At 69.4% G+C, this 13,207-nt stretch carries 15 protein-coding genes; 10 read left to right on the forward strand and 5 right to left on the reverse strand.

The genetic code is table 11. The annotated features are described in order from the left end of the window. Positions 1-30 precede the first annotated feature (30 nt). Together G3M57_RS25720 and G3M57_RS25725 are read left to right on the forward strand one after the other, a co-directional pair. Positions 31-747, forward strand: a complete 717-nt coding sequence (locus G3M57_RS25720; protein WP_163233545.1) for a DUF1223 domain-containing protein — start codon at positions 31-33, stop codon at positions 745-747. A 725-nt stretch (positions 748-1,472) separates the two neighbouring features. After that, the gene (locus G3M57_RS25725; protein WP_163233546.1) at positions 1,473-1,799 is read left to right on the forward strand and encodes a DUF2794 domain-containing protein; all 327 of its coding nucleotides are present in this window, start codon (positions 1,473-1,475) and stop codon (positions 1,797-1,799) included. A gap of 87 nt (positions 1,800-1,886) precedes the next feature. Here the strand turns inward: G3M57_RS25725 and G3M57_RS25730 are convergent, their stop codons facing one another. Beyond that, positions 1,887-2,642 carry a Bax inhibitor-1/YccA family protein gene (locus G3M57_RS25730; protein ID WP_056754721.1) on the reverse strand — a complete coding sequence of 252 codons (756 nt, stop codon included), beginning with the start codon at positions 2,640-2,642 and terminating at the stop codon, positions 1,887-1,889. A gap of 146 nt (positions 2,643-2,788) precedes the next feature. Here G3M57_RS25730 and G3M57_RS25735 point away from each other — a divergent pair, with 146 nt between their 5' ends. The 4 genes from G3M57_RS25735 (at position 2,789) to G3M57_RS25750 (ending at position 6,615) form a co-directional block, all read left to right on the forward strand. Next, entirely contained in the window at positions 2,789-3,841 is a 1,053-nt protein-coding gene (locus G3M57_RS25735) for an aldo/keto reductase (protein ID WP_163233547.1), read from the forward strand. A 151-nt stretch (positions 3,842-3,992) separates the two neighbouring features. Further along, positions 3,993-4,529, forward strand: a complete 537-nt coding sequence (gene thpR / locus G3M57_RS25740; RefSeq protein ID WP_163233548.1) for an RNA 2',3'-cyclic phosphodiesterase — start codon at positions 3,993-3,995, stop codon at positions 4,527-4,529. A 208-nt stretch (positions 4,530-4,737) separates the two neighbouring features. Beyond that, positions 4,738-5,199: a DUF4126 family protein gene (locus tag G3M57_RS25745; RefSeq protein WP_163233549.1), complete on the forward strand. Its 462-nt coding sequence runs from the start codon at positions 4,738-4,740 to the stop codon at positions 5,197-5,199. Between the two features lie 3 nt (positions 5,200-5,202). After that, a complete protein-coding gene (locus G3M57_RS25750; RefSeq protein WP_163233550.1) occupies positions 5,203-6,615 on the forward strand; it encodes an FAD-containing oxidoreductase in 1,413 nt (470 codons plus the stop codon). A gap of 113 nt (positions 6,616-6,728) precedes the next feature. On the opposite strand, the gene G3M57_RS25755 is transcribed toward G3M57_RS25750, so the two are convergent. Further along, positions 6,729-7,109: a DUF2237 family protein gene (locus tag G3M57_RS25755; protein ID WP_056759518.1), complete on the reverse strand. Its 381-nt coding sequence runs from the start codon at positions 7,107-7,109 to the stop codon at positions 6,729-6,731. A gap of 141 nt (positions 7,110-7,250) precedes the next feature. Here G3M57_RS25755 and G3M57_RS25760 point away from each other — a divergent pair, with 141 nt between their 5' ends. Both G3M57_RS25760 and G3M57_RS25765 read left to right on the forward strand, forming a co-directional pair. Further along, a complete protein-coding gene (locus tag G3M57_RS25760) occupies positions 7,251-8,129 on the forward strand; it encodes an HpcH/HpaI aldolase/citrate lyase family protein (RefSeq protein ID WP_163233551.1) in 879 nt (292 codons plus the stop codon). A 25-nt stretch (positions 8,130-8,154) separates the two neighbouring features. After that, positions 8,155-9,225, forward strand: a complete 1,071-nt coding sequence (locus tag G3M57_RS25765; RefSeq protein WP_163233552.1) for a hypothetical protein — start codon at positions 8,155-8,157, stop codon at positions 9,223-9,225. 2 nt (positions 9,226-9,227) lie between these two features. Here G3M57_RS25765 and G3M57_RS25770 read toward each other — a convergent pair whose 3' ends face one another. Together G3M57_RS25770 and G3M57_RS25775 are read right to left on the reverse strand one after the other, a co-directional pair. Continuing rightward, positions 9,228-9,653 (reverse strand): HIT family protein, encoded by a 426-nt coding sequence (locus G3M57_RS25770; protein WP_163233553.1) that lies wholly within the window; start codon positions 9,651-9,653, stop codon positions 9,228-9,230. Beyond that, entirely contained in the window at positions 9,646-10,695 is a 1,050-nt protein-coding gene (locus G3M57_RS25775; protein WP_163233554.1) for a MaoC family dehydratase, read from the reverse strand. The genes G3M57_RS25770 and G3M57_RS25775 overlap by 8 nt, the downstream gene beginning before the upstream one ends. Before the next feature lie 144 nt (positions 10,696-10,839). Here G3M57_RS25775 and mdh point away from each other — a divergent pair, with 144 nt between their 5' ends. Next, positions 10,840-11,802, forward strand: coding sequence for a malate dehydrogenase (gene mdh, locus G3M57_RS25780; protein WP_163233555.1), 963 nt, complete (start codon positions 10,840-10,842; stop codon positions 11,800-11,802). A 143-nt stretch (positions 11,803-11,945) separates the two neighbouring features. Beyond that, positions 11,946-12,752 (forward strand): TonB family protein, encoded by an 807-nt coding sequence (locus G3M57_RS25785; RefSeq protein ID WP_056759504.1) that lies wholly within the window; start codon positions 11,946-11,948, stop codon positions 12,750-12,752. Here the strand turns inward: G3M57_RS25785 and G3M57_RS25790 are convergent. After that, a complete protein-coding gene (locus tag G3M57_RS25790) occupies positions 12,749-13,186 on the reverse strand; it encodes a CBS domain-containing protein (protein WP_056759502.1) in 438 nt (145 codons plus the stop codon). The two genes, G3M57_RS25785 and G3M57_RS25790, sit on opposite strands and share 4 nt — an antisense overlap. Positions 13,187-13,207: the final 21 nt, after the last annotated feature.

Genomic DNA, 13,207 nt, shown 5'->3' on the forward strand with positions numbered 1-13,207 from the left:
TTCCGCGATCTTGGCTTAAGTGCCCCGCACATGCGTCAGGCCCTGCTCTCCGTTGTTCTCGCCACCCTCGCGGGTTTTTCAGCCACGCCCGCCTTCGCCGCGAAACCGCCGGTGGTCGTCGAGCTGTTCACCGCCCAAGGTTGCTCGTCCTGCGGCAAGGCCAACCAGGTCGTCGCCGACATGGCCGACGACAAGGGCGTGCTGGCCCTGACCTATTCGGTCGACTACTGGGACTATCTGGGCTGGACCGACACCTTCGCCAAGCCCGCCTTCGCCGCTCGCCAGCGCGCCTACGCCACGAAGTTCTCGCTGCGCGACGTGCCGACCCCGCAGGTGGTGGTCGCCGGCCGCCAGCAGGCGTCCGGCGCCAAGGCCGAAGCCGTCGAGACCCTGGTCAAGGAGGCCGCCAAGGCGCCCTCCAACCCGCCGGACATGGAATTCGTCGGCGACGGCGCCCGCGTCGCCGTCGGCTCGGGGCCCGCGCCGCGCGGCGGGGGCGAGGTCTGGCTGGTGCGCTACGATCCGCGCGAGCAGGACATCGCCGTCAAGCGCGGCGACAACCGCGGCCAGACCCTGGTCCACCGCAACGTCGTGCGCGAGCTGGTCCGCCTGGGCCCCTGGAACGGTCGCCCCAGGCTGTATCGTCTGCCAGCGGCGGGCGACGAGGCGCTGAAGACCGTGATCCTGGTGCAGGGCGCCAAGGGCGGCCGGGTGATCGGCGTGCTGCAGGAAGCGGCGGAGAAATAGAAAACCCTCTCCCCTTGGGGGAGGTGTCGGCGCAGCCGACGGAGGGGGGGAGTTGTCGGATCGTCGATCCCTGAGCCGCCCTCGCAACACTCCCCCCACCGATCGCTTCGCGATCGCCTCCCCCACAGGGGGAGGATCGCGCCCCCATAATGAAAGGCCCGCGCGGGGAGGGGACACCGCGCGGGCCTCTTAGGGGGAGGGGAATATCTAGACCGTCGGCCGACCGGAGCCCGGGTCGGGGGCTGGGGGGCAATCAGGGTCCGAGCCGGGACGTCCGATCAGCCGACAATGATCTTATGGCGGGCCAAGCCGGCGCTCGAAGGGCGTGATCAAGGTCGTTTCGCGGCGGTTCGTGTCCGCCATGTGTCGCCCGCCTGCATCGGCGGCCAGGCCGTGTGACGCGCACGCGAAAACCCCGCGTGGAGAGGGGCGCCACGCGGGGTTCTGAGCGGGTAGTGCAGAGAGTTGTCTGTCGGCCGATCGGCCCACGATCAAGGGGGCTGGGGGGGCTGTTCAGGATCCTGAACCGCAGGATGTCCGATCAGCCGACAGCCTCAAGATGGAGAGCCAAGCGGGCGGCGGCGGGTCCAAATTAAGGTCATTTCGTGTCCGCCGGAGCCGGGCCGGACATTATCAAGCGCGACTGTAGCGTGGCCGCAACGCTGGCGAGGGGCGTGCACGGCGCCGCTCGCATCCGGGCCCGATTTGGGTTTAGGATTCGGCCGATGGCCCTGGATTCCCGCCCCGCCGCCGGCGTCGTTTTCTTCGAGCGCCGCGAGATCGACCAGCTCCTGCGGCTGTATGGCCGGATGGTCGCCGCCGGCGAGTGGCGCGACTACGGCATGGCCGGGACGATCGACCACGCGGTGTTCTCGGTGTTCCGCCACGCGGCCGAGGCCCCGCTCTACCGCATCGAGAAGCGCCCGGCCCTGGCCCGCAAGCAGGGCCAATGGGCGGTGATCGGCCAGGGCGGCTTGACCCTGAAGCGCGGCCACGACCTCGGCCAAGTGCTGCGGATGTTCGACAGGGGCCGGTTCAAGGTGGTGGATTAGAGCCGCCCTGCGTCCTCGGAGCCTCTCAAGCAAAAAGCCCCGGCGGTTTCCCGCCGGGGCTTTCGCGTTTCAGGTCCGAACCCGGATCTAGCGGCGCGAGCCGAAGATGCTGAGCAGGAATTGGAACAGGTTGATGAAGTTCAGATAGAGGTTCAGCGCGCCGTAGTTGGTGGCCACCGCCATCGAGTCGCGATCGACGCCCACCATCTGGTAGTAGTTCATCTTCAGGTTCTGGGTGTCGTAGGCGATCAGGCCCGCGAAGATGAACACGCCCAGGATGCTGATGATGAAGCTCAGGCCCGGCAGGTGCAGGAACATCTGAGCCAGCGAGGCCAGCACCAGGCCGATCAGGCCCATGATCAGGAAGCTGCCGAAACCGGTGAGGTCCTTCTTGGTGGTGTAGCCGAACAGGCTGAGGCCGCCGAAGGCGATGGCGGTGATCAGGAACGTCGTGAACACCGACTGGATCTGGTAGACCAGCAGCCACAGGCCCAGGCCCGCGCCGATCGAGGCCACCAGGGCCCAGTACAGCGCGCCCGAAGAGCGGGCGGTCGGGTTGCGCATGGCGAAGATCGACACCAGGATCATGGCCAGCGGCGCGAAGCGCAGCACCATGCCCAGCACCGTGAAGCCGACAAGACGGCCCTCCGGGGTCTGGATGTAGAGCAGGTTGGCGACCGGCGCATAGGCGGTCGTCAGGTAGGCCAGGGCGGCGGAAAGCAGAAGACCCAGCGCCACCTTGTTGTAGACGCCGAGCATGAAACTACGCAGGCCGGCGTCAACCGACATGTCGGCGCGATCCGCGGGGATCGAGCGCGCGTAGCCGCGGTTGAAGTCGTTCATCGGGTTAAGGCCCTTCGAAAAAACAGCGCGCCCGTCTTGGACGCTTCCCGAATATCGGGGCCCCGCGAGTATCATGCAAGATGTTGCGCTTTCCGTGGCGCGCGCGGCCCTTAAGATGAATCCGCAACATCCTTGAAAGGGGCGCCATGGACTACGTCGAACTCGGCCGGACCGGCATCCAGGTCTCGCGCTGCTGCCTGGGCACCATGACCTGGGGCTCGCAGAACAGCGAGGCGGAGGCCCACCAGCAGATGGACTACGCGCTCGCCCAGGGCGTGACCTTCTGGGACACCGCCGAGATGTACGCCAGCCCGCCCAGCCCGGAGACGCAGGGGTCGACGGAGCGCCACATCGGGTCGTGGCTGAAGAAGAGCGGCAAGCGCCAGGAGATCGTCCTGGCCTCCAAGGTGGCCGGTCGGGGCACGGCGTTCGGCGGCCTGTCGTGGATGCGGCCCGACGGCGGTCCCACCCGCCAGACCAAGGCCCAGATCGACTACGCGGTCGAGCAGTCGCTGAAACGCCTGCAGACCGACTATCTGGACCTCTACCAGCTGCACTGGCCCGACCGCCCGGTGCGGGTGTTCGGCGGCCAGACCTTCAAGGACTACGATCAGGACTTCGAGGCGTTCGGCGACATCCTCGAGGCGCTGGACGCCCATGTGAAGAAGGGGACGATCCGGGCGATCGGCGTTTCCAACGAGTTCCCGTGGGGCGTGATGCGCTTCCTGGCCGAGGCGCAGGCGCACGGCCTGCCGCGCATCGCCTCGATCCAGAACGCCTACCACCTGGCCAACCGCACGTTCGAATACGGCCTGGCCGAGATCGCCATGCGCGAGCAGGTCGGCCTGCTGGCCTATTCGCCCCTGGCCCAGGGCGCCCTGACCGGCAAGTACCTGGACGGCAAGCTGCCCGAGGGCTCGCGCAAGGCGCTCTACAACCGCATGCAGCGCTACGAGGGTCCCGGCGCCGAGCCGGCGATCCGCGGCTATGTCGAGCTCGCCGCCCATTTCCGCGTCGACCCGGCCCAGCTGGCCCTGAAGTTCTGCGACACCCGCGCGTTCGTCACCGCCACCATCATCGGCGCCACCACGATGGACCAGCTGAAGACCAACATCGCCGCGTTCGACCTGACCTGGACCGAGGAGATGGAAAAGGCGGTCAACGCCCTGCACGCCCTGCAGCCGAATCCGTGTCCCTAAATCCTCCCCCTGTGGGGGAGGCGATCGCGAAGCGATCGGTGGGGGGAGTTTTAGGATCGAATGTCCGGGATATTGCGCCCTGCCGATAACCCCCCTCCGTCGGCTTCGCCGACACCTCCCCCATAGGGGGAGGATCCTGTAAACCCCTCTCATGATCCGCCTGTTCACCGCCGTCGCTATTCCGACCGAGGTCGGCGAGCACCTCTTGCCGCGCCAGCACGGGATCGAGGGCGCGCGCTGGCGGGCGCGCCAGGCGTTCCACATCACCCTGAAGTTCATCGGCGACGTGCAGGAAACCACCGCCGCCGACCTGGACGAGGAACTGCGGGGGATCCAGGCCCCGGCCCTGGACCTCGAGCTTCAGGGCGTCGGCCATTTCGGCGAAGGCGTCGAGATCCACGCGGTCTGGGCCGGGCTCGCCGAGAACCGAGACCTGCGCCATCTGGCCAAGGCCAACGAGAGCGCCGCCCGCCGGGCCGGCCTGAAGCCGGAGGCCCGGGTCTATACCCCGCACGTCACCCTGGCCTATCTGAAGCGGCCGGCCGTTCCCGAGGTCGCCGCCTGGATCCAGGCCAACAACCTGCTGCATTCGCCGCCGTTCCGCGTCGACCGCTTTGGCCTCTATTCTAGCTGGCGAACCAGCGAGGGCTCGGCCTATCGGCTGGAGGCGGAATACCCCCTGGGCTGAGGCCATGCGTCCTTCGAGGCCGCTTCGCGGCGCCTCAGGATGAGGAGCGTCTTGCTGAAATCCTCATCCTGAGGTGCGAGGCGTCGCCGAGCCTCGAAGGACGTCCAGGCGCCGGCCAGAGCCGAAACGTCCAAGAACACCGGTCGCCCTTGCGGTTTGATCGCGCGGCGCGGCAGGTGACGGCGGCGCTTGAACGCCGGAGGCCCGCATGTCGCTCTATCTGTTCGCCCTGCTGATCGGGGTCGTCGCAGGCCTTCGCGCCATGACCGCCCCGGCCGCCGTCGCCTGGGGCGCGCATCTGGGCCTGATCTCGCTGCAGGGCGGGCCGCTGGCCTGGCTGGGCGGCGCGATCGCAGCCTGGACGTTCACCGCCCTGGCTGTCCTGGAACTGGTCGGCGACCAGCTGCCCAAGACCCCCAGTCGCAAGGTTCCGGTGCAGTTCGGAACACGGATCGTCAGCGGCGCATTCTGCGGCGCGGCCATCGGCACGACCCAGGACGCCTGGATCGGCGGGGCCGTCGCCGGCGCGATCGGCGCGGTGATCGGCACGCTGGGCGGCGCGGACGTCCGCGGCCGCCTGGCCAAGGCGTTCGGCCGCGACCTGCCCGCCGGCCTGCTGGAAGACGTGGTCGCCGTGGGCGGCGCGGCCCTGATCGTCTCGGCCGTCTGACCCATGGCCGCCCCCAATTCCAAAACCCGGCGCTTCGACGCCATCATCATCGGGGCCGGCCAGGCGGGCCCGGCCCTGGCCGGACGATTGACGGACGCCGGCTGGACCGTCGCCCTGGTCGAGCGCCAGGACATCGGCGGGACCTGCGTCAACACCGGCTGCATGCCGACCAAGACCCTGGTGGCCAGCGCCTACGCCGCCCACCTGGCGCGGCGGTCGGCCGACTACGGCGTCGTCCTGCAGGGCGAGGTCGGGGTGGACATGAAGCGGGTCCATGATCGGGCCCGGTCGGTCACCCTCAACGCCCGCGGCAACCTGGAAAAGTGGCTGGACGGCATGAAGGGCTGCACGGTGTTCCGGGGCCACGCCCGGTTCGAGAGCGCCGACACCGTGCGGGTCGGCGACGACCTGCTCACCGCCCCGAAGATCTTCCTCAATGTCGGCGGCCGCGCCAATGCGCCCGACATGCCTGGGCTGAACGACGTCTCGTACCTGACCAATGTCGGCATGATGGAAGTCGAGACCCTGCCCAAACACCTGGTCATCGTCGGCGGCAGCTATATCGGCCTGGAGTTCGCCCAGATGTACCGGCGCTTCGGCGCCGAGGTCACTGTGGTCGAGATGGGCCCGCGGCTGATCGGCCGCGAGGACCCGGAAATTTCCGACGCGGTGCGCCAGATCCTCCAGGCCGAGGGCGTGAACATCCGCCTTAACGCCGAATGCATCAGCTTCGCGCCGGCGGTGACCGAGGGCGGCGACGAGGGTGTCTGCGTCCATGTCACCTGCGAGGACGGCGCGCCTCAGGTGGTGGGCTCGCACGTGCTGCTGGCCATCGGTCGCCGGCCCAACACCGACGACCTGGGCTTGGACAAGGCGGGCATAGACCTGGACAAGCGCGGCTATGTGGTCGTCGACGACCAGCTGAAGACCAGCAACCCCGGCGTCTGGGCGATGGGCGACTGCAACGGCAAGGGCGCCTTCACCCACACCGCCTACAACGACTTCGAGATCGTCGCGGCCAACCTGCTGGACAACGATCCCAGGAAGGTCAGCGACCGCATCCCCTGCTATGGCCTGTTCATCGACCCGCCCCTGGGCCGCGTCGGGATGACCGAAGCCGAGGCCCGCGCCACTGGCCGGCCGCTGCTGGTCGGCCAGCGGCCGATGACCCGCGTCGGTCGGGCGGTCGAGAAGGGCGAGACGCAAGGCTTCATGAAGGTGGTCGTCGACGCCGAGACCAGGCAGATCCTCGGCGCGGCGATCCTGGGCCTGAACGGCGACGAGGCGGTCCACGGCCTGATCGACCTGATGTACGCCAGGGCGCCCTATACGGTGATCCAGCGCGCGGTGCACATCCACCCGACCGTGTCGGAACTGATCCCGACGATGCTCGGGGAGCTGAAGGCGCTGGTCTGATTCCTCAATCGGGGACATGCACTTGTGCGTGTCCCCAAGTTCGCCGGAAACCGTCGGAGTGACTCTTCGTATATCGGGTGGGGACACGCACAAGTGCATGTCCCCGTCTCCGATCATGCCACCGCGTGGTCCTTCAGCACGCCCAGCGTCACCACCGCCAGCATCTCCTCGTGGGTGGCCTCGAGCACCACCTGCGGGGCGACGCCGGCGTCCAGGGCCTCCTTCCAACGGCCGGCGCACAGGCACCAGCGGTCGCCCGGCAGCAGGCCGCGGAAGGCGAATTCCGGACGCGGGGTCGACAGGTCGTTGCCGGTGGCCGCCGAGAAGGCCAGGAACTCGGCCGTCATCACCGCGCAGACCGTGTGCAGGCCCAGGTCGTGCGGTCCGGTCTCGCAGCAGCCGTTGCGATAGAAGCCGGTCACCGGATTCAGCGAGCAGGGCTGCAGCTCCTGGCCCAGGACGTTCTTGGCGGTGTCGTCATAACGCGTGGTCATGCGGTGAGCTTAACCCCATTCCGGGGATTTCGACCGGGGAATCTGGGGCCCGTTTCGCCGTCGCGGCGCGTGACGGCTTCCGGCGGCGGCGTTCCGGTGCTTAAGAGGAAGCGCAAGAGCAAGACGTCTCGCGGGAGCCTCATGTCCGACCTCGCCCGACCGCGCCGCAGCGCCCTCTACATGCCCGCCTCCAACGCCAAGGCGGTGGACAAGGCGCGCACGCTGGACGCCGACGTGATCATCCTGGACCTTGAGGACGCCGTCGCCCCGGAGATGAAGGACGCCGCCCGCGAAGCCGCCGTGGCGGCGGTCAAGGCCGGGGGCTTTGGCCCGCGCGAGATCGTCGTCCGCACCAACGGCCTGGACACCCCCTGGGGCGAGGCCGACCTGAAGGCCGTCGCCGAGGCGGGGCCGGACGCGGTGCTCGTGCCCAAGGTCAATGACGCGGCCGACGTCCACGCTTACCAGGCCGCCCTGCACGCCGCCCCGGTCCACACCCGGCTGTGGACGATGATCGAGACCGCCAAGGCCGCCTTCCACCTGTGGGAGATCGCCGCCGCCGCGCGCGCCACCCGGCTGAGCGGCTGGGTGATGGGGGTCAACGACCTGGCCAAGGAGATGCGGGCCCGCCAGACGCCGGGGCGCGAAGCCTTCCTGCCGATCCTGTCGCTGTCGGTGGCCGCCGCCCGGGCCCACGGCCTGACCATCCTGGACGGGGTGCACAACGACATCGACGATCTGGCCGCCCTGGAGGCGGTCTGCGGCCAGGCGGTCGACTTCGGCTTCGACGGCAAGACCCTGATCCACCCCAAGCACCTGGACGTCTGCAACCGCGCCTTCTCGCCCACCGCCGACGAGATCGCCTGGAGCCGGGCGGTGATCGCCGCCTTCGCCGCGCCCGAGAACGCCGGCAAGGGCGCCTTGCGGGTGGGCGGGAAGATGGCCGAGCGGCTGCACCTGGTTCAGGCCGAACGGCTGGTGGCGGTCGCCGCCGCCATCGCCGAACGCTCGGCCGCCTAGACCCGAAAGACCGTCAAAGCCTCTCATGCGCGCGCTCCTGATCTCCCTGCTGGCCCTTTCCGCCGCTCCCGTCCTTCCCGGCCAGGCCTGGGCCCAGGAGGCGCCGGTCGTGACCGCGCCGGTTCCGACCGCGCCCGCCGCCAGCCCGCCGGCCCCGGCGGCCCCAGCGGCCCCAGCGGCCGCCGCCGATCCGGACGCCGTCCCCGTCGTGGCCGCCCCGCCGGCCGCCGATACGGCGACCTCGGCCGACCAGGCCGTCGACCCCCTGGCCGACCTGATCTCCCAGAGCGGCCCCCAGACCACCGACGAGGAGGACGCCGCGCCCCAGCCGCCGGCCCCGCCGCACAAGCCGACCGTCCTGCCGATCCCGACGCCCGACCCCGACGAGCTGCCCGGCCACACGATCCCCCAGGGCGGCTACGTGCCGGTGGCCGAGGCCTACGACCTGCGGGTCAAGGGTTCGATCCTCGCCGCCCAGGGCCTGCAGGGGCCGCTGGACGGCGGCTGGTCGATCGAGGGGCCGGACGGCGCGACGCTCTACCGGCTGCAGATCGTCGACAAGGTCGGCGGCGACACCCTGGAGGGCGCCTGGCGCGACCTGCGCCGCCCGGGGGCGGTGGGCTCCACCGGCCTGATCGATGGCCTCGAGCGCTCCGGCGGCGGCTTTCTCGCCCGCTTCACGCCGCGCTCCGGCCAATCCGCGGCCCTGGACCTGACGTCTCGCGGCGACGGCGCGTGGACCGGCAAGCTGAACGAGAACGGGACCGAGATCCCGGTCACCGCCCATCGCGTGGCCCAGGCGACCGTACCGCCCGGCTATGTCCCGGCGGGTCGCGGCCCGGTCGTCTGGGGCGCCCGCCCGGCCCCGCCGCGCGTGGTGGCCGCCGCGCCGGCCAAGGCTCCGGCCTGCTCGACCCGGGGCAAGAAGGGCAAGGCGCTGAAGGCCGCCAAGGCCAAGTGCGCCGCCGCCGCCCGCAAGGGCGGCAAAGGCACGGCGGCCAAGGGCAAGAAGGCCGGCAAGGGCAAGGCTGCGACCTCGCGCAAGGGCGCCAAGGGCAAGGCGGCCAAGGGGTCGAGCCGGAAGAAGCGCCGATAGGCCTAGACGGACAGCGCCGCCTTCGCCGCCGCGATCGCCCGGTCCCGCGCTTCGGGCCCATAGGCCTCGCCCGACGAATGACCCCAGACCGGTCCCGGCCAGGCCGGATCGCCGGTCCGCCGGCCCAGCACGTGGACATGCAGCTGCGGCGTGACATTGCCCAGGACGCCGACATTGAGCTTGTCGACCGTCAGGCCCAGCGCGCGCCCCACGGCGCGGACGGCGGCGCCGGCCAGCACCGTCTCCTCCACCAGCCGGGCGCGGTCGGCGGGGGATAGGTCCTCCAACTCGCGCAGCCCGGCGAGGCGCGGGATCAGCACCACCCACGGATAGCGGGCGTCCAGCTGCAGACGGGCTTGGCACAGCGGCAGGTCGCCCAGCATGGCGGAGGTGGCCACGAAGGCCGGGTCGAGGATGAACTCAGCCACGTTTCGGAACCGCCGCCCAATGGTCGAAGTCGAGGATGACGCCGGGCGCATAGGCTCCGGTCTCGTCCTTGTCCGGGAAATCGGCGCAGGGCCGGTCGACGGTGGCCACCAGCCGCAGGCGCAGAGCTCCGACGGTCGGCGACAGCTCGGCCTTGTCCAGCACCTGCGACCAGGCGAACACCGTGCCGCCGGCGAAATAGGGACTGACATGGCGCCCGCCATTGATGGCCAGGATCAGGCCGGTGTTCTGCAGGCCGTTGAACGACAGGGCCTTGGCGGTCGAGATCACCACCCCGCCATAGACCAGCCGCCGGCCGGAAGGGTCCTTGCCGCGCTCGAACTGGTTGAAGTGGACCTTGGCGGTGTTCTGCCACAACCGCGTGGCCATCTGGGCCTCGGCCTCCTCGACCACCATGCCGTCGACATGGTCGATCTTCTCGCCGATTTCGTAGTCCTCATAGGCGTGCGGCGCGCCGGCGTGAGCGAAGTCGTAGCGCCTGAAATCCAGGCCCGGCGGCGGCGCCAGGTCGCCGGCCGCCACGGCGTCGGCCAGCTGCGGAACCGACGCCCCCTCGACCGCCGCGGCGGGGTCGCGCTTGCGCACCATCACCCACCGCACATAGCTCAGCACCGCCACCCCGCGCTGGTTCACGCCGGTGGTGCGCACATAGACCACGCCGGTCTTGCCGTTCGAGTTCTCCTTCAGCCCGATCACCTCGGACCGGGCCGACACGGTGTCGCCGACATGCACGGGCGCCAGGAACCGGCCCTCCGCGTAGCCGAGGTTGGCCACCGCGTTCAGGCTGATGTCGGGCACGGTCTTGCCGAACACCACGTGGAAGGCGACCAGCGGGTCGACCGGGGCGGTCTCCAGCCCGCAGTCGCGCGCGAAGACGTCGGACGAGAACAGGGCGAAGCGGGGGCCATAGAGCGCCGTGTACAGCGCCACGTCGCCGGCGGTGATGGTGCGCGGGGTGGCGTGGACGATGACCTGGCCGAGCCTGAAGTCTTCGAAATAGTTCCCCGGATCGGTCTTGCTCATCCCGCGTCTCCCCAAGGGTGCCCCGAGCCGTCGTTCAGCCAGTCTTGCCGCACCGCGGCGAAACGGGAAAGAGGGCTTGAGACTGAGCCGCTGCGGGCGTAGACCGCGCCCGACATTCTCGTCCACAGCCTTGACGGAGACCCCATGGCTCGCGCGAAGATCGCCCTCATCGGCGCCGGCATGATCGGCGGCACCCTGGCCCACATCGCCGCGCGCGAGGAGCTGGGCGACATCCTGCTGTTCGACATCGCCGAAGGCACCCCGCAGGGCAAGGCCCTGGACATCGCCGAGGCCTCGGCCGTGTTCGGCAAGGACGTCGCGCTGAAGGGCGTCAACGACTATGCCGACATCGCCGGCGCCGACGTCTGCATCGTCACCGCCGGCGTGCCGCGCAAGCCGGGCATGAGCCGCGACGACCTGCTGGGCATCAACCTGAAGGTCATGAAGGCCGTCGGCGAGGGCATCAAGGCCCACGCCCCCAACGCCTTCGTCATCTGCATCACCAACCCGCTGGACGCCATGGTCTGGGCGCTGCAGCAGTTCTCGGGCCTGCCCAAGGAAAAGGTCATCGGCATGGCCGGCGTCCTGGACTCGGCCCGCTTCGCCTACTTCCTGGCCGAGGCCACCGGCGTGTCGGTGGAAGACATCCACGCCTGGACCCTGGGCGGCCACGGCGACGACATGGTGCCGATGGTCCGTCACTCCACCGTCGGCGGCCTGCCGCTGCCGGAACTGGTCAAGCAAGGCTGGCTGACCCAGGAAAAGCTGGACGCCATCGTCGACCGCACCCGCAAGGGCGGCGGCGAGATCGTCGCCCTGCTGAAGACCGGCTCGGCCTTCTACGCTCCGGCTGAAAGCGCCATCGCCATGGCGACCTCATACCTGAAGGACAAGAAGCGCGTCCTGCCGTGCGCCACCTTCCTGACCGGCCAGTACGGCCTGGACGGCCTCTATGTCGGCGTGCCGGTCGTGATCGGCGCCGGCGGCGCGGAGAAGATCGTCGAGTTCGAAACCAACGACGCGGAAAAGGCGATGTTCGCCAAGTCCGTCGAGTCCGTGAAGGGCCTGATGGAAGCCTGCAAGGGCATCGACAGCTCGCTGGTCTAGGCGAACTTCGAACCTGAGATACGAAAAGGGCGGCTCCTCGTCGGGCCGCCCTTTTTTCGTGGCGCGCCCGCCGCCTTCCGACGGAACGACCCACGATTGCCTTTTCTGCTGAAGCCGTACAATTTCGCGCTTCGGGGGATCACATGGCGCGCAGCACCATTTTCATCGTCGCGACCGTTGTCGCGCTCGTGTCTGGCCACGCGCATGCCGACCCGAAGTCCAACTGGCCCAAGGGCTCGGACTGGCTGCACAAGCCGACCGGCCAGGACATGGCGAAGTATTATCCGGAGAAGGCCCAGCGCGACGCGCAGCCCGGTCGCGCGATCATCGATTGCGACGTGACGGCCAAGGGCCTGCTGGACAATTGCCGTGTGGTCGACGAATTCCCGGCCAGCTACCCGTTCGGCGAGGCCGCCCTGAAGCTGGGCCGCATTTTCCGCATCGACCCCAAGACGGTCGACGTGAACGATCCGACCCGGAACCGGGTCATCGTGCCGATCATCTTCAACGCCATAGGCAAGCCACCGCCGCCCAGCGGCTTTCTGGCCGGCAGCGACGCCCTGGCGCTGACTCTCGGCGTTCTGCCGAAGACCAAAAACGCCGTCCCCTGCGCGACGGCGGAAAAGCCGGATCAGTTCTGCACGCTGCACGCGCTGGAGTGGGAGGAATCGCCCTGGTTGGCCCAGACCTTGCCGGCTCTGGACGGGGTGGACATGACGTCCGGCATCAGCGTGTTGCAGTGCCGGGTTTCGGCCGAGAGGCGCCTGACCCAATGCGTCGCCACCGGCGACTCGACGCCCGCCGGACGGAAAGCCATGCTGGCCGTGGCCGACATGATGGTCGCGCCGGTAAAGGCGCTCGACGGCGCGCCGGTTGGCGGCGGCCTGGTGGTGATCCCCTTCGACTGGTCGAAGATCACCCCCCTGGCCCGGGCGCTGAAGCGGCCCTAGTGGGCGGCCGCCATCTCGCCGCCCTCCTGCGAGATCTCCTCCAGCGTCTTGCCCACCTGCTTGGCGCCGTAGTCCTTGGCCACGTCGCCCAGGGACAGGATGCCGGTCAGGTTTCCGGCCTCGTTGAGCACGACCAGGCGGCGGATCTGGTGGCTGGCCATCTTGGCGGTGGCGTCGGCCAGGACATCGTCTTCGCGCACGCTCTGGACTTCGCCTTCGCTCATCGCCTCGGAAATGGGGCTGTCGAAGCTGCGGCCCTCGGCGACCACGCGCAGGACGATGTCGCGGTCGGTGACCAGGCCCACCACCTTGCCGTTCTCGACGATCGGCACGGCGCCGGTTTCGACGTGGGCCATCACCTGGGCGACCTTGCGCACGGTGTCGGTGGGGGCGGCGGTGGAGACCTGGCTGGTCATCGCGTCGCTGACTTTCATGGGGAAGCTCCTTGAGGGAGT

Source organism: Caulobacter rhizosphaerae, from assembly GCF_010977555.1.
Classification (GTDB): Bacteria; Pseudomonadota; Alphaproteobacteria; order Caulobacterales; family Caulobacteraceae; genus Caulobacter; species Caulobacter rhizosphaerae.